The organism is Alcanivorax sp. IL2, assembly GCF_047495475.1.
Lineage (GTDB): Bacteria > Pseudomonadota > Gammaproteobacteria > Pseudomonadales > Alcanivoracaceae > Alcanivorax.
Map to the genome: position 1 here is coordinate 1665492 of NZ_CP179932.1, position 20810 is coordinate 1686301.

Here is a 20810-nt window from a genome sequence, read left to right on the forward strand (position 1 = left end):
TCGGCATCCCGTTTTTTTTAGTGGAAAGTTTAAAGTTGAAAGTTAAAAAGCGCGGGATAGAGGTCTGCTAAACGGCTAACGTTGATTGCCGCGATTCTCCTGTATGGGTTTTCAATCCGAGGGCGGCGCGGCTCAGGGGTGTGTCGTATGGCTCCAGAGTTTCTGCGCGCCTTTCAACTTTGAACTTTAAACTTTCAACTCAACCGCTCTGCCAACCCGGACGCCCGCCAGGTACGTTTCTTGACGGCGCTGTCCAGCACCGCCGGTTTGCCGAATTCCAGCAAGGTGAAGCGGTCACGGGCGCGGGTGACGGCTGTGTAGATCAGTTCCCGGGTGAGCAGCGGATGGGGGGCGTCCGGTAACACCAGCAGGGTATGCCGGAATTCCGAGCCCTGGGATTTATGCACCGTCATGGCATAAACGGTTTCCACGCCGTCCAGGCGGCTGGGCAGTACCCATTTGATGCGGCCGTCCGGTAACTGAAACGCGACTCGCAGCAGTAACTCCGCTTTGCCATTCCTCTCTTCCAGCAGCGGCAGGGTCAGCCCTACATCGCCGTTCATTAATCCCAGCTGATAATCGTTGCGGGTCATCATCACCGGCCGGCCCGGATACCATTCCCGCTCCGGGGTCAGGTCCTGTTGTTGCAGGTGGCGGGTGATGCGCTGATTCAGTTGCTCCACCCCAAACGGCCCGCTGCGCAAACCGCTGAGCAGTTGTTGGTGGGTGAGTTGCTTGAGCAATGCGGTCGCCCAATCATCGAACTCTTGCCGTTGCGCCGGTGGTGTCGCCACCGCCTGAAACAGGGCACGCAAACCCGGGTGATCGCCACTGCCGTTCAGCAGCAGGGTTTCCAGTTGCTGGCCATCGCTGCGCAGGGGGTGACGATGCAGACTGTCGCCGTATTGTTGAAACGCCTTGCGTACCTGCGGCAGGTTTTCTTCGTTCACCGCCCGCGCCAGTTCGCCGATGCCGGGGCTGTCCTTGGAGCGCCAGTTGGTGCGCAGCATGGCGGTCTGCTGGGCCAGGGCGTTGCCCGGGGCCTGTTCGGTTTCCTGATAGTCGCTGATGTCGGCCCCGCAGGTGTCCCTGACAAATTCGATAGTGCTTTGTTGATAACGCCCCTGGTGGGCATGGCGACACAAGTCACCCATCACCGCGCCGGCTTCCACGCTGGCCAGTTGATCCTTGTCGCCCAGCAGGATCAGCCGGGTGTGGGGACTCAGGGCTTCCAGCAGGCTGGCCATCATGTCCATGTCGATCATGCTGGCTTCGTCCACCACCACCAGATCCGCGTGCAGGGGATTGTCAGCGTGGTGACGGAAGTGGCGGCTGTCCGGGCGGGTGCCGAGCAGCCGGTGCAGGGTGGTGACTTCCGTGGGAATGGCGTCGCGTACCGGGGTTTCCACGTCCAGTTGTTGCACCTGTTCGCCGATGGATTCGGTGAGCCGCGCCGCCGCCTTGCCGGTGGGGGCAGCGAGGCGGATACGCAGGCGCTGGTTGTCCGCCATGGCCAGGCTTTGCAGCAGCCCCAGCAGGCGAACCACGGTGGTGGTTTTGCCGGTGCCGGGGCCGCCGGTGATGATGCCGATACCGCTGCGGCTGGCCAGCGCACAGGCCACCTGTTGCCAATCGGTCTGGTCGCCGGCGTTCGGGAATAATCGGGCCAGGGCGTCGCGCAGACGCTCGGCAGGCAACGGGCTGACCGTGGCCAGTCGCTGGCCGATGGCCTCGGCGACGGACGCTTCCCGGGCCCAGTTACGGCGCAGGTAAAGGCGGCTGCCGTCCAGCACCAGGGGTGTGCTGCCGTCCTGACTGACCAGCGGACTGTGTTGCAGATCATGTAGCCAGTCATCCGGTTTGCCGGGCAGTAGGGTGACCAGCTCCGGCGGTGGGCTGGTGCCCCACAGCTGGGTGGCCAGTTCCCGGTTTTTCAGGTCCAGACAGAGGTGGCCGCTGGCTTGTTGATTGCTGGTGAAGGCGGCGAGTAGCAACACTTCGTAGCTTGCCTGGGGGCATTGCTGGTTAAGGAAGTGGGCAATGGCCACGTCCAGATCGCGCAGCAGGTTGTTGTCACGCAGCAAGATCAGCGCGTCTTCCCAGGTGAGGGCGGAGAACAGATCAGTTTGCATGGGCTCTCCTGGCGATTGGCCTATTGAGAGGCCGGATAGCAATGCGCTTCGTAGCGTCACCCTCTCCCTGTCCCTCTCCCCTCAAGGGAGAGGGGACCCTCCAGAGGGGGGAGTGGTTAGCTCCCCTCTCCCTTGAGGGGAGAGGGGTTGGGGGAGAGGGTGAGACGCTCCATGCGTTGAGATGGTTTGTCATCGCGCTCATTCGTTCCCTCCAAACATCTCATCCAACGCTTCAATCAACTCGGTCTCCGGTCTATCAAACACTGTCCCCGCCGCCGGGCCTTGCAGGCCGCGCAGGAAGACATAGACGGCGCCGCCCAGGTGCTGGTCGGGATCATAATCCGGCAGGCGGCTTTTCAGCAGGCGGTGCAGGGCCAGGAGGTAGAGCACGTATTGCACTTCGTAGCGTTTTTCCAGCACCGCATCGGTCATGGCGTCCAGGGTGTAGGCGCTGTCATCCACGCCCAGCCAGTTGGATTTGTAGTCGAGCACGTAGTACTTGCCGTCGTGCTCGAACACCAGATCGATAAAGCCCTTGAGCATGCCGTTGAGGGTGTCGGCTTCTAGTCGCGGGCGCGGGTGCGTGGGGTGGATATGCTGGCGGATCAGGGTGTCCATCTCAGCCACTTTCACCTGGTGGGCGGGGAACACGAATTCCAGTTCCGGCACATAGGTGTGCAGGGTGTTGAGAGCGATCTCGCTTTTCGCCAGCGGCAAGGGCGTGGTGACCGCCTGCTTCCACCAGTGGCGGATCACCTCGATATAATCCTGCCAGCCCCGGGCCTGCAGTTTTTCTTCCACGCTGGTTTCAAACTCGGCGGGGTCGGCCAGGGTCTGTGTGAAGCGCTGGTTGGCGGCCTGCTCCAGTACATCGTGGAGCAGGGTGCCCGGTGCGGCGCCACGGGGGAAGGCGTGGATGGTATCGGGCAGTGGTTCGGCGTCATCGATAACGGTGTCGTCCTGCTGCTCGGCCAGTTGATCGCCGCGCGGGTCCGCCGGGGCCAGGGTTTCCTGTACCTGTTTGAGCGCACTGTAGCTGGCAATCCACCAGGGTTGCCGTTGTCGCGCCACAGGAATCAGCGGCGTGCGCAGAGTCCGCGCTTGCGCTTTGGGTTGATAGCATTCCAGGTTGCTGTCGGGCGCGTTGATGATGGCGACCGTATCATCGGCCACCGGCGCTAGCGCTGAACGCAGGCCGTTGTTGGCCACGCCGTTGCCGAACAGCAAGCGGCCGATGGCGCTTTTCTCCAGCTGGTTCTGTTTGCCGCGGCCCTTGATGTAAGGCGAGATTCCCAGGGTGCAGGTGTGGCAGGCGCGGGTCAGGGCCACGTAGAGCAGGCGCATGTCTTCGGCGAGGCGCTCGTGGTCCGCCTTGTTTTCCACCGTCTCGTCCGGTTCCAGCGACACATTGAGATGATCGTTTTCGTGGTAGCGCAGCGGCGGCTTGTTCTTGTCCGCCGGGCGGAAGCTGCAGATAAAGGGCAGGTACACCAGCGGGTATTCCAGGCCCTTGGATTTGTGGATGGTGATGACTTTGACCCGGTCGTCGTCACTTTCCAGGCGCAGGATACTTTCCTTGCTGCTGCCGCGGCCTTCTTCAACCGTGTCTTCCAGATAACGGATCAATGACTGTTCGCCATCCAGTTGGGTGGCGGCCTGCTGCAACAGTTCGGCCAGATGCAGCAGGTTGGTCAGGGCGCGTTCGCCGTCCAGGCTCTGGCTGAGCCGGGCGGGTACATGAAAATCCATCAGCAGGCTGCGCAGCATGGGCAGCACACCCTGGCTCTGCCATTGATGACGATAGCCGTGAAACTGCTCCACGGTTTCTTCCCAGCGCACTTCATCCTGATTGAGGGCATCCAGTTCCGCGTAGGCCAGGTCCAGTACTGCGCAGGCCAGGGCGCTGCGTACCCGGGTATCGGATTCCGGGGTGGCGCAGGCGTGCAGGATCAGCAGCAAGTCATGGGCTTCGGGCTGGGCAAACACGGAATCCTGATCGGACAGATAAACGCTGCGAACCTGGCGTTCCATCAGCGCATCGCGGATGGCTTTGGCTTCGGTGCGATCGCGTACCAGGATGGCAATATCGTTGGGATGCAGGGGCCGGAAGCTGTCGCCTTTCTGGAAGCCGGTAACGCCTTTCACGGCACCGTTAAGCAGATGGGCGATTTCGCTGGCGCAGCGTGCCGCCTGCTCATCCCGGTACTGGCCGGCGCTCACCGGTTTTTCTTGCTCGTCCACCCACAGGGTAATGCCGGATTTTTGGTTGTTGTCGACTAACAGAACGTCCTTGCGTCCGTTGGCCTTTACCGCTTCAAAGGGAATGGCGTTGTCCATCATGAACACATCGCCAAAGGTGTTCTGGCTGTAGGTGAACAGATGGTTCACCGCCTTGACCATGGCGTCGGCGCTGCGGAAGTTTTTATCCAGGGTGTAGTGGTTGCCTGCGGTGGCCCGGCGGGCTTTCAGGTAGGTAAAAACGTCGGCGCCACGGAAGGCGTAGATGGCCTGCTTGGGATCGCCGATCATGAACCAGCCGGTGCCTTCCTGCCCTTCATAGAGTGCGGAAAAAATGCCGTACTGGGTCGGGTCGGTATCCTGGAATTCGTCGATCAGTGCCACCGGGAACTGGTCGCGGATGACCTGGGCAAGCCGTTCGCCGTTACCGCCTTTCAAGGCATCGTGCAGGCGGCTGAGCATGTCGTCGAAACCCATGGTGGCGGTCTGGCGACGGACCTGGTCCACGCGCCGGTCAATCCAGGCGGCGGCATGGGCGAGCAGGTCAGTGCGGGGCAACTGTGTATTTGCCCGCCCTTCCATGACCGCATCCAGCTGCTGGCAGAAGGCAAAGTCCGGGCGGTGATCCTGGCCGGCCTTGGTGAGCTTCATGCCTTCATGGGAAAACTTCGCCAGGGTGTTGTAGGCCTTGTCGTTGAGTCGTTCGCCGTTGGCGTAGCGTTGCAGGGTTTGCAGCATGCCCGGCAGGCTGGTGGTGCGGTAGCTGTTGCCGTTGAGCCACTTGTTGTCGCGGGCGGCGCGCACCCATTCGAGAAAGTCCGGCAGTTCGGCGGCCAGTTGCTGGCGGGCTTGTTGATCCTTGTCCGCCTGGGGGCTGGTTTGTGCGAGCCAGTGAGTGACGCTTTGCGGTAGCTCCTCCGGGTCGGCTTCTTTCAAACCGAGCAGGGGGCGGCAGGCGTCCAGCAGGGCGTCCGGGTTGCCCAGGTTGTCGCTTTGCAGGGCATTGGCGGCGCTCACCGGGAAATCGGCAATCACCGAGCGCCAGTAATCCCGCGCTGCCATTTGTTGCTCGTCACTGGCGTCTTCCTGCAATTCCAGGCTGAACAGGCTGCCGGAATCGAAGGCGTGCTGTTTGAGCATGCGGTTGCAGAAGCCGTGGATGGTGTAGATGGCGGCTTCGTCCATCCACTGGGCGGCGGCGTCCAGGCGCTGGGCACAGCGGGCCCGGTCTTGCGGGTCGCTGTAGTCGTTGAGCAATTCGGCCAGTACCGGGTCGTCGGCGTCTGCATTGGCATCGGCAAAGATGCGCGCGGCATCGGCCAGGCGATCGCGGATCCGTTCGCGCAGTTCCTCGGTGGCCGCTTCGGTGAAGGTTACCACCAGAATCTCCGGCGGCAGCAGCGGGCGCGAGAAGGCATTCTCTTCGCCATGACCCAGCACCAGACGCAGATAAAGGGCGGCCAGGGTAAAGGTCTTGCCGGTGCCGGCACTGGCTTCGATCAGCCGGGTACCGTGCAGCGGAAAGGTAATCGGGAGCGGACGTTCAACGTTCATGCGCTACCCCCGGTTGCAACTGCGTAGGGTGCACTGAGCCTAAGGCGAACTGCACCATTCCACCGTCGGCAGAGTAACCGAATCGCGGCTAAGGAACTGTCAGCCAGGTATCGCACTTTCCCGTGTTGCAGCTTGCAGCTTGTCGCTTGTCGCTGTTCAACGGTGCAGTTCGCCTTAGGCTCAGTGCACCCTACGAAAACAGGAGAAGGGGTGCGTTTAATGATCGCCATGTTCACTCCATTGGGCGTGCTGGTAGAGCGGGGCATAGAGTTGCTCGGTCCAGTAGGCGAAGGCGCTTTCGTCGCCGTGGCGAACAGCGAGCAGGGTATCGAAGTCGGCCCAAGCGCGGGCAATGGCCGGTTCCTTGTCCTGTTCGCCGGTGTGCATGAAGCCGGATTCGAACACCTTGCGCGCTTCGTTGTCGCCGTTGTCTTTTTCTTCCCCTTTCAGCCAGGCGAAGGCGGTGGCGCAGGCGATGGGCAGCGGTTCGCATAGGGCCTGTTGCCAGGCGTGGCCCAGTTGATTCAGACATTGCTGGGCGTCGCTGCGGTTCAGATGGGGCAGGGTGACGCGGCCATCCTGGCCCTGGATATGGGTGGTCAGCGGATGCCCGGCGGCGCAGGCGGCCAGGTGCAGGGTCCAGTCCCGGGTGAGTTTGTCGAAGCGCTCTTTCAGCTTGCCGGTGTGCAGGACCAGACGCTGGCTATTCGATGCGGAGCCTCGCAGGTCGGTGAGCCAGTCTTCGATCTGCAAAGGGCCGGCGTTGAGGCGGATTTCCTGTTGCGGTTGCGGTGCGCCGCTCTCGGCCAGCAGGGCAAAGTAGTGTTCCAGTGGCTGCGACAGGGGCATCAACAGGCTGTCGCGGCTGCCTTCGTCAAAGGGCGCCAGGGGCAGGTCGCCGCTGCCGGCCAGACGATCCAGGGTGTGCGCCATGGCGTCGCCGGCATGCTCCGGGCCGGCACGCAGGGCTTCATTGAGCAATTGGTCCTGTAGCTGGAAACGTTGCAGGCCATCGAAGGCGAAGGGTTCGCTGTCGTCCAATACCTGGCGTTGCTGTTTCAGGCGCGCTTTCAGCCGTTGCTCGAAAAAGTGCGCCACGGGTTGTTTGAGAAAGCGGCCCAAAGCGGCGCAGGTAATCGGCTCGCCGCTGTCCAGTGGCGGCAAGGGCTGATCATTGCTGACAGCCGGTGCCTGACCATCGTGGAGCGCGCGCCATTCGTTGGCATAAGTGTGTAGTGAATCGTTGGCCGCATCCTGATCACTGTGGAAGAAGTAGCGGGCGCTGAATGGTTGTAGCGGATGCGCCACGGTGAGGGCATCCACCGGTTCCCCCTGGTCGGTGTGCCAGCGCTGGTTGATATGGTCGCGCAGTTGCGCCACCAGTACCGAGGGTGGGCGTTCGCTGTTGTCGCGCACGTTGCGGCCGGTCCAGCTGATATAGAGGCTGTCGCGGGCGCTGAGCAGGGCTTCCAGAAACAGATAACGATCGTCGTCCCGGCGGGATCGGTCGCCGGGACGATAGTTGCCCCATTGGCGCATCAGGTCGAAATCCATGGGCTGTTGCTGACGCGGGTAATCGCCGTCCTTCATGCCCAGCAGACAGACATGACGGAAGGGAATGGCGCGCATGGGCATCAGGGTGCAGAAGTTGATGCGCCCGGCCATGAACCGTTGCGACAGGCTTCCCGCGTTCAGGGCATCGAGCAGGGGGCGGCGGGCCACGGTGAGCGGCAGGGGGCTGTCGAAGTCCGCTTCGGCGCAGGCGGCCAGCCAGTCGTTGAGGGCGTCGCGCAGGCCCGCATCCAGGGTCTGGTCGGTTTCGTCCACGGGGGCGAACAGGTCATCCAGTAACCGGGTGAAGCGTTGTTGCCACTCCCTGGCGCTGGCGTCCTGACGGGATTGTTGCCAGTGGTGTTCCAGGGTATCGAGCAGGCGCGACAGTCGGCCGGCCAGTTCCGCCCCCAGGCCGGCCACTTCGTCCAGGGGTTCGATGCCCATCCAGGCTGGGCCGTCGCCGAGCAGGTAGCCGGCCAGCATCCGTTTCAGGCCGAAGGCCCAGCTGTTCTGTTCGAAACCGGGCACGTCCAGGGTCTTGCGTTGCTGGCTGTTCAGCCCCCAGCGAATGCGCGCCTGGTCGATCCAGCGGGCCAGTTGCGGCAGATCGCCCTCGTCGATGCCGAAGCGCTCACGCACGGCGGGCACATCCAGCAGATCGAGAATGTCGGTGGCGGTGAAGCGCCACTGGGGCAGGTGCAGCAGGGATTCCACCGCCTGGGCCAGGGGGGACGCAGCACCGGCACTGCGGTCGCTGAGGGTATAGGGCAGATAGCGCGGATCGTCCCGTTCCAGCTGGCCGAACACGGCGTCGATGTGCGGTGCATAGGCTTCGATGTCCGGCACCATCACGATCACGTCACGGGGCTGCAGGCTTGGGTCGTTGCTGAAACGGTCCAGCAGTTCATCCTGCAGAATTTCCACTTCCCGCTGAGCGCTGTGGCCGATGCGGAAATGCAGGGAGCTGTCCACTTCCAGGGGCGGACGCTGGTCCGGCACCGGCAGGGGTTCCAGATCGAGAATGTCCTGCTGTAATTGTTGCAACAAGGTGTGCGGTTCGCGGTTTTCAAACAGATCAATCTGGTTCTGGAAGGCGCTGCGATAACTGTCCGGGTCGTCGTGATCGTAGAGCAGCCCGATAAAGTCCCGGCCCTGTTTGCCCCAGGCGGCCAGCAGCGGGTTAACGCGGTTTTCCGGCAGGGCGGTCAGGTGGCGTTTGCGGTTGTCCAGCTGGCGGCGCAGCAGTTGTTTGTCTTCGACGATATCTGCCCAGTAATGCTGGCAGGGGTTCTGTACCAGCATCAGGATCTGGCAGTGCTGGCTGAGCGCGGCCAACGCTTCCAAAGCCTGCTGGGGCAGGGCGCTGATGCCGAAGATGATCAACCGGCGTGGCAGGCCCGGCGGTGGAGCGCCCTGTTGTTGAGTGAGTGCGGCCATGAAATCCCGGTGGATAGCGCTGCGGCTGAGACCTTGTTTGCTGTCATCCATGTCCGCCAGCAGGGCGCGCCACAGATGCGCCTGCCATAGCTGGCTGGTGGGGAAATCATCAAAGGCGTCGCGGTCCTGGGCCTTGCGCAGACGGTCATTGCCGCTTTCCCAGTCCGCCAGCCAGTCGGCCCGATAGACCTGGTAGGCATCGAACAGATCCGCCAGGCGCTCGGCGAGCTGATGGCGTTTGCGGCCATCCACATCGTCGGCGAGAAAATGCCGCAATGGGCCGAAGTGCTCGTTATGGAGAAGCGTGGGCAATAACCGGTACAGGCGCCACAACAGTCGTGATTTATCGAAGGGCGAGGTGCGCGGCACCTGGGTTTCGCCGAGCACGGTGCGATAGGCGCTCCATAAAAAACGGGCCGGCATCTGGAACTGGAAGCCGGCGCTGATCCCCAGGGCATCCGCCAGTTGCAGTTTCAGCCACTGGGCCATGCCGTTGGACTGCACCAGAAAGGTTTCCGTTTCCAGTGGTGACAGCGGCTCACGCTGCAGCCAGTCGGCCACCAGCTCGGTGAGGGTTTCCAGACGGTTGCCGTGCAGCACCATCAGCCCGTTTTGCATGGACATTCCTTGGGGATAATTGCCAAGGGTTAAGCCTAAGGGAGTCGGGCAGAAGGAGGAAGGGTTAAGGCGTCTGACGTGCAGCGTCGAACGTCAGACGCCTCTTTTCAAAGAACACTCAACCACCATTGCGGGCGCTGCGATACTTTCTCTGGCGCCGGGTTCTGATGCACGGTGCGGGCGCCGTTTTCATCGGCGCCGTTATCACTGAATAGCACCTGGACAAGCAGGGGTAACAACAGCAAGGCAAGCAACCATTTTCTGGACATCCGATCTCTCCCTGTGATGAGACAGACAGACTAGGTAGACAGCGAAAGACATTACAGATATAAAAAAACAATATTGAAGCGGTACAGATTGTAAGGATTGTAATCTGTACTGCTTGCTATGCTAAAAACTGTACTGGATTCCTTCCCATGACCTTGTATCAAAGCCTGGCGGATCGCCTGCAGATCCTGATTCGTGATCAGGTCTACCCGGTGGGTAGCCGTCTTCCCGGCGTGCGGGTGCTGGCGGCTCAGCAGCAGGTGAGCGTGTCCACGGTGGTGAATGCCTGTCGGGAACTGGAGCAGCGCGGCGTGCTGGAAGCCCGTCCCCGATCCGGTTATTACGTTCGCCAGCCGCCGGTGGTGCGTGAGGCTCCCCGGGTGACCACGGCAAGCCGCCGCCCCCGCCGGATTACCGGTCAGGAGCGGGTGCTGCAGGTGCTGCAGAATGTGAATAACCCCTCGGTGGTAAACCTGGGGGCGGCGGTGCCAGCGCCGGAATATATGCCGGTAGCAACCATGGAAAGGATGTTTCACAGCGTGCTGCGTGAGGAGCGTCGGCGCTGCGTGGGCTATGCCTTTCCGCCTGGCGCTCCGGAACTGTGTACCCAGATTGCCCGGCGGCTGGCGGGGTTGCAGTGCGAGGTCAGCCCGGAAGATGTGCTGATTACCAATAGCTGCCAGGAATCCGTGGCCATTGCGCTCAAGCTGACCACCAAGCCCGGCGATACCGTGGCGATTGAGTCGCCCACGTATTATGGCCTGTTGCAGGTGATCGATTCGCTGGGCCTGAAGGCATTGGAAATTCCCACCGATCCCGAGGAGGGAATTTCCCTGGAGGCCCTGACCCTGGCGCTGGATCGCTGGAACGTATCGGCCTGTGTGGTGGTGTCGAATTTTTCCAATCCGCTCGGGGTGCAGCTTTCCGATACGCGTAAACAGGCGTTATTGGCATTGTTGTCGAAGCACAAGGTGCCGCTGGTGGAAGATGACATCTACGGGGATCTGCCACTGAGCGGGCCACGGCCGCGGCCAGTGAAAAGCTGGGACCGTGACGGTTTGGTGTATTACTGCTCGTCCTCGTCGAAAACCCTGTCTGCGGGCTTGCGGATCGGGTGGTTGGTGACGCCGGCGCACCATCGTGAAAAGGCCCAGTATCTGCAATTCATCAATACGGTATCGGTGGCCACGCCATCACAGCTGGTGCTGGCACGCTATCTGGAGCGTGGCCATTACGACAGGTTCCTGCGCCAGCTGTGCGGTGAGCACGCCCGGGGTGTGGCAAGAATGACCGAGCGGGTGACGCAGTTGTTTCCGCAACAGACCCGGGTGAGTCGGCCTGCGGGCGGGTTTGTGTTGTGGGTGGAGTTGCCGGGGGAAGTGGATACCACCGAGCTGATGGAAAAAGCGCTGGAGGCCGGGGTAAGTTTTGCCCCGGGCTCGCTGTTTTCCGCATCCGGAAAATTCGCCAACTGTCTGCGGCTGAACTGCGCCGTGAAGTGGGACAACCGGGTGGAGCAGGCGCTGGTGACTTTGTCGCGGCTGCTTTAATCGCTTGTTAAAGACGTTCAGGAGCCATGCGGGGCATGGCTCCTGTGGGGGGTTACATCATCACAGAGCCCAGCACTTCGCGCTTGTCGTCCTGCACTTTGATGACCTGATCGCCTTGCTTGATCAGGGTGTAGCTTTCCTGGGCGGCCACCACGGTGATGGAACCGTCTGCGTTGTAGGTCAGTTCGGCTTCATTGCCCAGCCCGTCGGTTACGGTCTCGTTGGTGCCGGCGACTTTGGCGCCCTCCTTGCTGATCGGGTTAGTGCCGGTCCAGAACTCGATGGAGTTGAAAATGATGATGTCGCCCAGCAAGGACAGCCCGTAAACCGGTACCCACCAGAACACAAAGGAGATGCCCTGGTTGACGAATTTATTGTTGGTGGCGGTGGCATTCCAGTCCTGGACGGTATCGAACAGGGCGTTCTGACCAAGACAGCCGGTCAGCAGAGCGGCAGCAGAAGCACTAGCGAGAATTTTTTTCATCGGACTCTCCTTGAGTTGAGTGAATTCATTATTGCTGTCATTCAGCGGTAAGGGGAAGCAGTGAATAGTTAACAATGAACAGTTAACAGTTCGCGACACTGACTTTCCTGTTTTGCAACGCAAGAGGCCGCGCTCGATGTCCGGGCGCGGCCTCTTACGTTTACAACAGCACGACACTTCAACCGCGCCGCTGTTAACTGTTCATTGTTAACTATTCACTGATCGTTACTCGCTCTCCATCTCTGCCAGTTCATCTTCGAAGAAGAATTTCTCTTCGCCGAAGGCCGGTTCCAGATGATTGAGCCAGGTGGCTTCCTCGTTGTACTTGGCGAAGAAGGGGCGCTGTACCCAGTCGTGGTTACGACCCTGGATGAAGCGCAGGGCGAACACTTTCTCGCCATTGATTTCGGTAACGCCCTGGATTTCCACCTTGCCCGGGTGGCTGGACATGCTCGGGCCACGGGCGGTACGGGCGATACCGGATACCTGTTTCATGGCATCGCGGTAGATTTCCCAGGCCTTGGCCAGCGGCACTTCAAAGTAACGACGTGCACCGGTGTCCCGCTCCACGAACATGTAGTAGGGGATGATGCCCAGCTCTACCTGGGTCTGCCACAGGCGGGCCCAGTCGTCGGCGTTGTCGTTGATGTGCGCGAGCAGCGGGCCCTGGGCGCGGATCACGGCGCCGGTGGCGCGTACCCGGCGCACGGCTTCCCGGGCGATGTCCGTTTCCAGTTCCTGCCAGTGGTTGTAGTGCGCCATCAGTGCCAGGTGTTTGCCGTTGGCTTGCACTTCCTGGAACAGGTCGAGCAGGTCCTGGGCATCGTCGTCGGACACTACACGTTGTGGCCAGAAGGTCAGCGCCTTGGAGCCGATGCGGATGGTGCGGATCTGTTCCAGTTCCAGCAGCGGTTCGATATGGGCGCGCAGGTTCTTGGTCTTCATTACCAGCGGGTCGCCGCCGGTGATCAGCACATCGGTGATTTCCGGGTGCGCCTGGATGTACTTCTTCAGCTGACCGGCTTCCTTGGTGGCGATTTTCAGATCGTTGTCACCAATGAACTGGGCCCAGCGGAAGCAGAAGGTGCAGTAGCTGTGGCATACCTGCCCCTGGCTGGGGAAGAACAGTACGGTTTCGTTGTACTTGTGCTGGACGCCATCGATCTTCTCGCCGTCCACTTCCGGCATGTTGTGTTCCATCTGCCCGGCGGGGTGCGGGTTCAGAGCCTCACGGACCTCTGCGATGGCGGCCTTGATTTCCGCCTTGTCACCGCCACGCATGGCCTCGGCCACTTTGTCGAAGTGTTCCGGGGCCAGCATGCCTTTCTGCGGGAAGGTGAGCTGGTAGATGGGATCATTGGGCACCTTGTCCCAGTCGATCAGTTCGTCGATGACGTATTCGTTGACCCGGAATGGCAGCACGTTGGCAACGACTTCCATGGCAAAGCGGGTCTCGTCGTCCAGCCGTTTGAGTGGCTCGATCTTGTCGAGCTGGCGCGCGGTAAAGACCTTGAAACGGCGCGGTTCATCAAACTGCGGTTCCGTGCTCTGATGCAGCGGAATGACGGCATTGGTTTCGGGCATGGTATCGCTCCTCATCATGCGCCGGCATGACGACGGAATCGCCAATACCGGTACACTGGTTGCCTACACCAGCAGGATTTGTATTCGGTACTACAGATGGCCAGCGGCAGCTGACGCTGAGTTGATAACTAACGTGCGCCGATCATGGTCGACGCTGAGGACCCGGGACCCACGTCTCCCAGCCTTGTCGGGGAGGACGTACAGCGCGTGGCGGCTGTGGTTGTCCCAAAAAAAGAGGGCGTATTTTAGTGACTTGGACGGCAAAGAGCAAAGCCGCTGATCTGACTGGTTTTTTGCCGGAAACGGGGCGCTGGGGGATATGCTATGTTGACGCAATATTGCCAGCCTGAGGACGTTCGCACCCGGGCTGTGGGAAGGCAAGGAGCGGGAACGCGTTGGATCTGACATTCTGGAAAAGCCGTTACGATCAGGGGCTGGCGGTGCTGGAGCCGTTCTGGCCTTATATTGCCGCAGCAATCAGCCTTTCCCTGGCGATCTATGTGACTGCCCATGTGGCCCAGAACAAGCGCGACGCCCGGGCGGCAGCGGCCTGGACCGGGCTGGTGTGGCTGGTGCCGGTGCTCGGTGCGGTGCTGTATTTCATGTTGGGGGTGAACCGTATCCAGCGTCGCGCCCGACAGCTCACCGGCGGGCTGATTGACAGTGATGATGGCTGGCGGGTGGCCGCAGAAGCGGTGCCCACGGTGCCGCACCTGCAGGTGCTCAGCAGGTTGGTGGGGCGTCTGACCCATTTGCCGCTCACCGACGGCAACGAGCTGGCATTGCTGGATGCGCCGCAGACCTATCAGGCCATGCTGGACGCGATTAATGGCGCCAGCGAGAGCATCTATCTGGTGACCTATATTTTCGGCAATGATGCTGCCGGCAAGCCGCTGGTGGAGGCTCTGGCGGCGGCGGTCAAACGGGGCGTCAAGGTGCGGGTGTTGATTGATGGTATGGGCGCCCACTATTCCTTGCCGTCCGTAGTCTGGCGCTTGCGCCGGCGCGGGGTGCCGGTACAGCGCTTTCTTTACTCCCTGGCGCCCTGGCGCATGCCCTATATCAACCTGCGAAACCACCGCAAGATTATGATCGTGGATCGTTCTCTGGGCTTTACCGGGGGCATGAATATCCGTGCAGGTTATCTACACAAGCCGGCTCGCACCACGGATCTGCATGCCCGACTTGAAGGGCCGGTGGTCGGCCAGCTGTTGCGAAGTTTCGCTGCCGATTGGGTCTTTACCTGCGGGGAAGTGCTGGAGACCAGCTACCGTGGCCCTGCCCAGGTGGGGGATGTTCAGGCGCGGGGTATCAGCGCCGGCCCGGATGCGGATTTTGATAAACGCCGTCTTACCCTGTTGGCGGCCATTGGCAGTGCCGAGCACCGTATCCGCATTGTCACTCCCTATTTCGTGCCGGATCTGACCCTGATGGCCACCTTGCAGATGGCCATCCTCAAGGGGGTGCAGGTGCAGATCGTGATTCCCCGCAAGAGCAACCTGCGCATGGTGAACTGGGCGAGTTTGCATGCCCTGCGCTGGCTGGTGGGCGAGGGCGCCGAGCTTTATCTGTCGCCGCCGCCGTTTGATCACAGCAAGGTGATGACGGTGGATCAGCACTGGCTGATGCTCGGTTCCGGCAACTGGGATGCCCGCAGCCTGCGCCTGAATTTCGAATTTGATCTGGAGTGTTACAGCGCCACTCTTACCACCCGGGTGGATAAGGTGCTGGATCGCCATATCCTGCTGTCTACCCGCATGGAGTCGGAGCATTTCCGTGACATGGCACCCTGGCGCCGTTTGCGCAACGCCCTCTCGCATCTGATGGAACCCTATCTTTGATCTGAAGCCGTGACGTCGGTTGCCGCCATGACGTACCAGTCAGCGGGCTTTCGGGCGCACCGGCTGTGCGACAAGTCGCATTTTCGGGTTGTCTATGTCACATTTTTCTTCGTCAGGCAGGTCTGGCGCTGTCAGGCAGGTTATAAAGTGATCACTCGCCGGACTGTCTCAGGTGCGGCGATGGGGATGCGTCAGGAAAACAGAATGATAATAAAACGATTTTTACTCGGCCTGATCCTGCTGGGTGGCTCGGCCATGTCCATGGCCGACTCGTCAAAATGGGTGCTGGTCACGGACCGGGATGATATTCAGGTTTATCGCCAGGATGACGACAGCTCACGGCTGAAAACCTTTCGTGGTGTGGGCGTGGTGCCGGTGGCGGATTTTAATGCCATTGGTGCCCTGATGGACGACTACGCTGCGGTGGCGTCTTTCATGCACATGGTTTCTGAAATTCGCGACCTGCACCGGGCTTCCCCCTATCAGCGTGACGTCTATGTCACCACGCGTTTGCCATGGCCGGTGAAGGATCGGGATGCGCCTTTGCGTGTGACGTTCTACCAGGAGCCGGACAGCTACGATCTGGTAATGCCGTTTTCCCTCAATCCGCCGGTATTTCCCGAGCAGCCTGACTATGTGCGCATGCCGCAGATGGAAGGCTATTACCGGTTCGAGCCCTTGTCGCCGGGGGAGGTGAAGGTAACCATTGAGGTGATACTGGACCCGGGTGGCGCTGTACCTGCCTGGCTGGCCAATATCATTTTGCGGGATATTCCCTATTTCTCACTGCGTCGACTGCGCCGGGTGGTGAACCTGCCGCGTTTCCAGGGAATCTCCCACGGCTACTACCAGACTCCGAAGAGCTGGCAGCAGCCGCAGGAAAAGCAGCCGCAGGAGGTTGCTAACGCTTCAGCGGCGAGCCCGGCCCCATCAGCCCCCAGATAATCAGCCCGACAAGCGGTAATACCAGTACCAGCAGCACCCACAGCACCTTGTGCAGGGTTTCAGCGCCGGACTGGATGATCATCACAATGGCATAGATCGCCAGGGCAAGTTGTAGCAGTCCCAGGATTTTCATCAGCAAGATCCTTCTCGTACCCGAATGGAATCTTCAATCTAGAGCAGCCGCCCCACCGGGTAAATCACTGATATGTAAAAGAAGGTTTGATACTGCCCCGGGTCGTTCCGGCTTGCCTTGCGCTACCCGCGTTGCACCGCGGTGGCGCTGATGGATTCCGTTGCCTGAATGCGCCAGCCATAGAGCAGGGCAATCAGGCCGAGGCTTGCCCCCAGTGTGACAACCCCGTTCCAGCCGTAGTGATCGTAGGCCGCCGCCGATGCCAGCGAACCGAAGGCGCCACCCAGAAAATACAGAAACATGTAGCCGGAGTTGAGTCGATTACGGGCGCTGTCATCCAGCGCAAAGATCAGATTCATATTTGTGATGTGGACCGCCTGCAACGCCAGATCCAGCAGCACAATACCCGCCGCCAGCGCGATCAGGGAGAAACCTCCTAATCCCAGCAGCCCCCACGACGCCAGTAATGCGAAGACGCCGATCAGTGCCAGCCTGCCACCATATCCCCGGTCGGTCATACCGCCTGCGGGTCGAGCCGCCAGGGCACCGGCGGCGCCGGCCAGACCAAACAGGCCAATGGTGGCATCGTTGAATCCCCAGGGTGGTTCAGACAGCAGAAAGGCCAGCGATGTCCACAGCACGCTGAACATGGCGAAGATCAGCAAACCGAGCAAGGCGCGGCGGCGGAACAGCGGGTAACGCACAAACAGCCCGGCGATGGAGCCGATCAGCTGCCCATAGTGCAGCCGGGTGTCCTGCCGGTAACGGGGTAACAGGCGCCACAGCGCCAGGGTATTGACCAGCATCATGGCCGCCGCGACCCAGTACACCGTATGCCAGTCGCCCAGGGTGGATAGCGCACCGGCCACGGTGCGCGCCAGCAGAATACCCAACAGCAGCCCGCTCATCACCGTGCCCACTACCTTGCCCCGGTTGGCCACCGGCGACAGGGTGGCGGCAAAGGGCACCAGCACCTGGGCCACCACGGAAAAGGCCCCGGTAATCGCGGTACCGGCCAGCAGCATGGGCAGAGAGGTGGCCGTGGCACTGACCAGCAGGCCGCCGGTGGCAAACAGCATCATGGTGACAATCAGCCGGCGGCGCTCAAGCAGATCGCCGAGCGGCACCAGCAGAATCAGGCCCACCGCGTAACTGGCCTGGGCGGTCGTCACGATAATCCCGGCCCGGGCGTAGGACAGGTCGAGCCGGTCGGCGATGGTATGAAGCAGGGGCTGGGCGTAATAGTTGCTGGCCACCACCAGGCCGGTGGTGGCGGCCATCAGAAAGACCAGCGAACGGCTGAGTGCGGTGGGCGGGGCCTGAGTGTTCATGACGCCTCCTGAGCATGGGGCGGCAAGTGTTATTGAATCTGGTTCAATTTTCAAGGCGCAGCCTGCTGGCAGGGCAGGGTGTGGCGATGTGATGCGGGTACTGAAAAGAAGTGGCGCCCCGAACAGGAGTCGAACCTGTGACCTAGCGCTTAGGAGGCGCTTGCTCTATCCAACTGAGCTACCGGGGCTGAAGAAGTGACGATTGTAAGGACTTTTAGTGGCGGTGCCAGTTTCTGGGCCGCAAGCGGCTATTTTGTCGGCGCTTACTCGCCCTGCGGGCGCCGGCAAAGCGGCGGTATCCGCTTCGCGTTCGTTCGGCCAAAGCATGCTTTGGAAACCCCCGACCTCACCCAACTGAGCTACCGGGGCTGAAGCAGTGACGATTGTAAGGACTTTTCGTCGTGGTGCCAGTCCGTGAATAGCGATTGGCTACTATTAATCCGGTAATTGAATGCATTTCGCCATACTTCCGTTGTGCTGTAGGAGCGTCGCTCGCGGCGCGATGTCAACGTTATCAATCGCGCCGCGAGCGACGCTCCTACAGCAAAACAGTGGTGGCTCCTACTTCTCATATTTCCTTGTTACAGCGTTGCCGCAAAAATAGCCCCAATACCCACATGACACTCTGGGACTGCCACCATCTTGCCTGGGGCTTGCATCGTTCACGTAACCTTTGCGACAAGCCTGCATCCAATTGCTAGCATTGAGGAAACGGAGACAGGTGACATATGCAGGATACCCACGATTTATTGGTGCGCAGCAGCACTGACTTCCCCCCGTTGCGGCGGCACGCTACGTCCATCTTGCAGGTGAACCTGGGGTATCTGTGCAATCTCAGTTGCGTTCACTGCCATGTGAACGCAGGCCCCACGCGAACTGAGCTGATGGATCGGGCAACCGTGGACATGGTGCTAGAAGTAATCCGTTTGCGCGATATCCAGGTGCTGGATCTCACCGGTGGCGCACCGGAGATGAACCCCCATTTCCGTTATCTGGTGGAGCAGGCCAGGGCCATGGACGTGGAAGTCATCGACCGTTGCAATCTCACCATTCTGCTGGAGCCGGGTTACGAGGATTTGCCGCAGTTTCTGGCAGATAACCGGGTGCATGTGGTGGCATCACTACCCTGTTACCTGGAAGAGAATGTGAATGCGCAGCGCGGCAAAGGGGTGTACCAGGGCAGCATCGAGGCCATTCGCCGGCTTAATGCCCAGGGCTATGGCAGTGACGGACTGTTGCTGGATCTGGTCTACAACCCCACCGGCCCGAATCTGCCGCCACCCCAAGAGGTGCTGGAAGCAGACTACAAGCGTGAGCTGGATGAACGGTTCGGGCTGCGTTTCAACAGTCTGCTGACCATCACCAATATGCCCATCAGCCGTTTCGGCGCTGTGCTGTTGGCCCATAACCAGTTCAACGATTACATGCAGTTGCTGCGCGACAGCTTCAACCGCGACACCCTGCCGGCGGTAATGTGCCGGGCCACGGTGAGCGTGGATTATCAGGGCTACCTGTACGATTGTGACTTCAACCAGATGCTGGATATGCCCCTGGGACACCATGAGGGCCACCCGCACCTGTCCGGGTTGCTGGATCACGATCTGGAAGGCGAGCCTATCTATGTGGCGGACCATTGTTTCGGCTGCACTGCGGGTGCGGGGAGTAGCTGCAGTGGTGCCCTGGAGTGAGCGACACTACCGTCAGTGTCATCGTGCCGGTGCGTAACGAAGCCGGTCATCTGGCCGCTACCCTGACCATGCTCCGTCATGCCCTGCAGGCCGGTGATGAACTGGTGGTGGTTGATGGTGGCAGTACGGATGGCAGTGTGGAGATTGCCCGCGAGCTGGCGGATAGGGTGATTCTCAGTGCCGCCGGGCGTGCTCGGCAAATGAATGCTGGCGCCCGTCAGGCCAGTGGAGACTGGCTGTGGTTTGTCCATGCAGATACGCAGCTTGATGGTAGCCACCGTCAGCAACTTGGGCGCTTGCCGGTCAATGCCCGGTGGGGCCGTTTTGATGTGCGCCTGAGTGGCCGGCGTTTTCTGTTTCGCGTCATCGGCGCCATGATCAATGCGCGTTCCCGGTTTTCCGGCATTGCCACCGGAGACCAGGGTATCTTCGTGCGCCGCGATATCTTTACTGCACTGGAAGGCTATCCAGATCAGCCCCTGATGGAGGACATTGCCCTGAGCCGCCGGTTGAAGAAAGAGCAGGGCCGCCCCCGTTGTCTGCGTCCGGCACTGACCACCAGCAGCCGTCGCTGGGAAGCCCGTGGGGCCTGGCCGACCATCTGGCTGATGTGGTCCCTGCGCTATCGCTACTGGCGTGGTGCCCAGCCCGAGCAACTGTACCGGGACTATTATGGCGAGCACTGAGCGCGCTTCGCAGCCGTTGCTGATTGTCTTTGCCCGGGCGTTGCAGGCCGGTCGGGTGAAAACCCGATTGATCCCCGATTTCGGTGAAGAGGGCGCCCTGACGCTGTATCGATTGCTGTTGACTCGCACCATTGCCGCGGCCTGCGATTTTCCGGGTCAGGTGCAGCTTTGGCTGGATCAAGCCGATGCGGAGCTGCAGGCCCTGGCGGAACGCAACGGTTGGTCCTGCCACCTGCAACAGGGTGAAGACCTGGGGGAAAAAATGGCCCAGGCCTTGAGTCGCGGTCTGGCGCAGGCCGATCAGGTGTTACTGGTAGGCAGTGACTGTGCGGTACTGGACCAGGATTACTTTGAGCAGGCCCTGCAGGCGCTGGACAAGGCGCCGGTGGTATTTGGTCCCAGCGAGGATGGTGGCTATGTGTTGATCGGTAGTTCCAGCCAGGCTCTGTGGCACCCCCAGCGTTTCCGGGGTGTCCGTTTTGGCGGCGAGCAGGCCTTGGCCGACAGTGTTGCCTGTTTTCCGGCGGAACGGGTGGTTCGTTTACCGGTTCTATGGGATGTGGATACCCGTGATGACGTGGAACGTGCGCAGTCCTGTGGTTTGTTGCCCATGCTACAGGGGGTTGAGTAAGCCTATCCCCAGAGGTTTCCGGCTTTCCCGGGGGCGCAATGCCCCATTTGAAACCGTGCTACTAATTTTTTCTGGATTTTCGAGATATTCCACATAAGATTTCATGATTAATGGTTAGGGTTACCCCCGTAAAGGAA

General features: G+C 60.8%; 14 protein-coding genes and 1 tRNA gene. 6 read left to right on the forward strand and 9 right to left on the reverse strand.

The annotated features are described in order from the left end of the window. Positions 1-194: 194 nt before the first annotated feature. From recD to ACMG4N_RS07815, 4 genes are all read right to left on the reverse strand, one after another. Positions 195-2132, reverse strand: coding sequence for an exodeoxyribonuclease V subunit alpha (gene recD / locus ACMG4N_RS07800; RefSeq protein ID WP_414433250.1), 1938 nt, complete (start codon positions 2130-2132; stop codon positions 195-197). Positions 2133-2330: 198 nt separating this feature from the next. After that, positions 2331-5924: an exodeoxyribonuclease V subunit beta gene (gene recB, locus ACMG4N_RS07805; protein WP_414433251.1), complete on the reverse strand. Its 3594-nt coding sequence runs from the start codon at positions 5922-5924 to the stop codon at positions 2331-2333. Between the two features lie 216 nt (positions 5925-6140). Next, positions 6141-9533 (reverse strand): exodeoxyribonuclease V subunit gamma, encoded by a 3393-nt coding sequence (gene recC / locus ACMG4N_RS07810; RefSeq protein WP_414433252.1) that lies wholly within the window; start codon positions 9531-9533, stop codon positions 6141-6143. Positions 9534-9640: 107 nt separating this feature from the next. Beyond that, positions 9641-9802, reverse strand: coding sequence for a hypothetical protein (locus ACMG4N_RS07815; protein ID WP_414433253.1), 162 nt, complete (start codon positions 9800-9802; stop codon positions 9641-9643). Positions 9803-9949: 147 nt separating this feature from the next. Here ACMG4N_RS07815 and ACMG4N_RS07820 point away from each other — a divergent pair, with 147 nt between their 5' ends. Further along, positions 9950-11350, forward strand: a complete 1401-nt coding sequence (locus tag ACMG4N_RS07820) for a PLP-dependent aminotransferase family protein (RefSeq protein WP_414433254.1) — start codon at positions 9950-9952, stop codon at positions 11348-11350. Positions 11351-11402: 52 nt separating this feature from the next. Here the strand turns inward: ACMG4N_RS07820 and ACMG4N_RS07825 are convergent, their stop codons facing one another. Both ACMG4N_RS07825 and ACMG4N_RS07830 read right to left on the reverse strand, forming a co-directional pair. Then, on the reverse strand, positions 11403-11834 hold the full coding sequence (locus ACMG4N_RS07825) for a DUF3332 family protein (RefSeq protein WP_414433255.1): 432 nt from the start codon (positions 11832-11834) through the stop codon (positions 11403-11405). A 225-nt stretch (positions 11835-12059) separates the two neighbouring features. Then, positions 12060-13418, reverse strand: coding sequence for a KamA family radical SAM protein (locus ACMG4N_RS07830; RefSeq protein ID WP_414433256.1), 1359 nt, complete (start codon positions 13416-13418; stop codon positions 12060-12062). Between the two features lie 395 nt (positions 13419-13813). Between ACMG4N_RS07830 and ACMG4N_RS07835 the strand changes: the two genes are divergently transcribed. After that, entirely contained in the window at positions 13814-15259 is a 1446-nt protein-coding gene (locus tag ACMG4N_RS07835; protein WP_297770801.1) for a phospholipase D-like domain-containing protein, read from the forward strand. 204 nt (positions 15260-15463) lie between these two features. Then, positions 15464-16204, forward strand: coding sequence for an START domain-containing protein (locus tag ACMG4N_RS07840; protein ID WP_297770804.1), 741 nt, complete (start codon positions 15464-15466; stop codon positions 16202-16204). Here the strand turns inward: ACMG4N_RS07840 and ACMG4N_RS07845 are convergent. The 3 genes from ACMG4N_RS07845 to ACMG4N_RS07855 form a co-directional block, all read right to left on the reverse strand. Next, positions 16161-16337, reverse strand: coding sequence for a PLDc N-terminal domain-containing protein (locus tag ACMG4N_RS07845; RefSeq protein WP_084573421.1), 177 nt, complete (start codon positions 16335-16337; stop codon positions 16161-16163). The genes ACMG4N_RS07840 and ACMG4N_RS07845 overlap by 44 nt on opposite strands. A gap of 122 nt (positions 16338-16459) precedes the next feature. Continuing rightward, a complete protein-coding gene (locus tag ACMG4N_RS07850; protein WP_297770806.1) occupies positions 16460-17668 on the reverse strand; it encodes an MFS transporter in 1209 nt (402 codons plus the stop codon). Between the two features lie 111 nt (positions 17669-17779). Beyond that, positions 17780-17856, reverse strand: a tRNA-Arg gene (locus ACMG4N_RS07855). A 540-nt stretch (positions 17857-18396) separates the two neighbouring features. Between ACMG4N_RS07855 and arsS the strand changes: the two genes are divergently transcribed. Genes arsS through ACMG4N_RS07870 form a run of 3 tightly spaced genes read left to right on the forward strand, consistent with a single transcriptional unit; the run spans position 18397 to position 20673 of the window. Beyond that, complete coding sequence (gene arsS / locus ACMG4N_RS07860) at positions 18397-19356, forward strand: arsenosugar biosynthesis radical SAM (seleno)protein ArsS (protein ID WP_297770865.1); 960 nt, start codon at positions 18397-18399, stop codon at positions 19354-19356. Beyond that, entirely contained in the window at positions 19353-20042 is a 690-nt protein-coding gene (locus tag ACMG4N_RS07865; RefSeq protein WP_297770867.1) for a TIGR04283 family arsenosugar biosynthesis glycosyltransferase, read from the forward strand. Before arsS ends, ACMG4N_RS07865 begins: the two co-directional genes overlap by 4 nt. Next, positions 20029-20673 carry a TIGR04282 family arsenosugar biosynthesis glycosyltransferase gene (locus tag ACMG4N_RS07870; RefSeq protein ID WP_297770870.1) on the forward strand — a complete coding sequence of 215 codons (645 nt, stop codon included), beginning with the start codon at positions 20029-20031 and terminating at the stop codon, positions 20671-20673. Before ACMG4N_RS07865 ends, ACMG4N_RS07870 begins: the two co-directional genes overlap by 14 nt. Positions 20674-20810: the final 137 nt, after the last annotated feature.

Bases quoted from the DNA above. Each gene is read 5' to 3' on its own strand.
- recD (WP_414433250.1), bottom strand. From the start codon at position 2,132: ATGCAAACTGATCTGTTCTCCGCCCTCACCTGGGAAGACGCGCTGATC.
- recB (WP_414433251.1), bottom strand. From the start codon at position 5,924: ATGAACGTTGAACGTCCGCTCCCGATTACCTTTCCGCTGCACGGTACC.
- recC (WP_414433252.1), bottom strand. From the start codon at position 9,533: ATGCAAAACGGGCTGATGGTGCTGCACGGCAACCGTCTGGAAACCCTC.
- ACMG4N_RS07815 (WP_414433253.1), bottom strand. From the start codon at position 9,802: ATGTCCAGAAAATGGTTGCTTGCCTTGCTGTTGTTACCCCTGCTTGTC.
- ACMG4N_RS07820 (WP_414433254.1), top strand. From the start codon at position 9,950: ATGACCTTGTATCAAAGCCTGGCGGATCGCCTGCAGATCCTGATTCGT.
- ACMG4N_RS07825 (WP_414433255.1), bottom strand. From the start codon at position 11,834: ATGAAAAAAATTCTCGCTAGTGCTTCTGCTGCCGCTCTGCTGACCGGC.
- ACMG4N_RS07830 (WP_414433256.1), bottom strand. From the start codon at position 13,418: ATGCCCGAAACCAATGCCGTCATTCCGCTGCATCAGAGCACGGAACCG.
- ACMG4N_RS07840 (WP_297770804.1), top strand. From the start codon at position 15,464: ATGATAATAAAACGATTTTTACTCGGCCTGATCCTGCTGGGTGGCTCG.
- ACMG4N_RS07845 (WP_084573421.1), bottom strand. From the start codon at position 16,337: ATGAAAATCCTGGGACTGCTACAACTTGCCCTGGCGATCTATGCCATT.
- ACMG4N_RS07850 (WP_297770806.1), bottom strand. From the start codon at position 17,668: ATGAACACTCAGGCCCCGCCCACCGCACTCAGCCGTTCGCTGGTCTTT.
- arsS (WP_297770865.1), top strand. From the start codon at position 18,397: ATGCAGGATACCCACGATTTATTGGTGCGCAGCAGCACTGACTTCCCC.
- ACMG4N_RS07870 (WP_297770870.1), top strand. From the start codon at position 20,029: ATGGCGAGCACTGAGCGCGCTTCGCAGCCGTTGCTGATTGTCTTTGCC.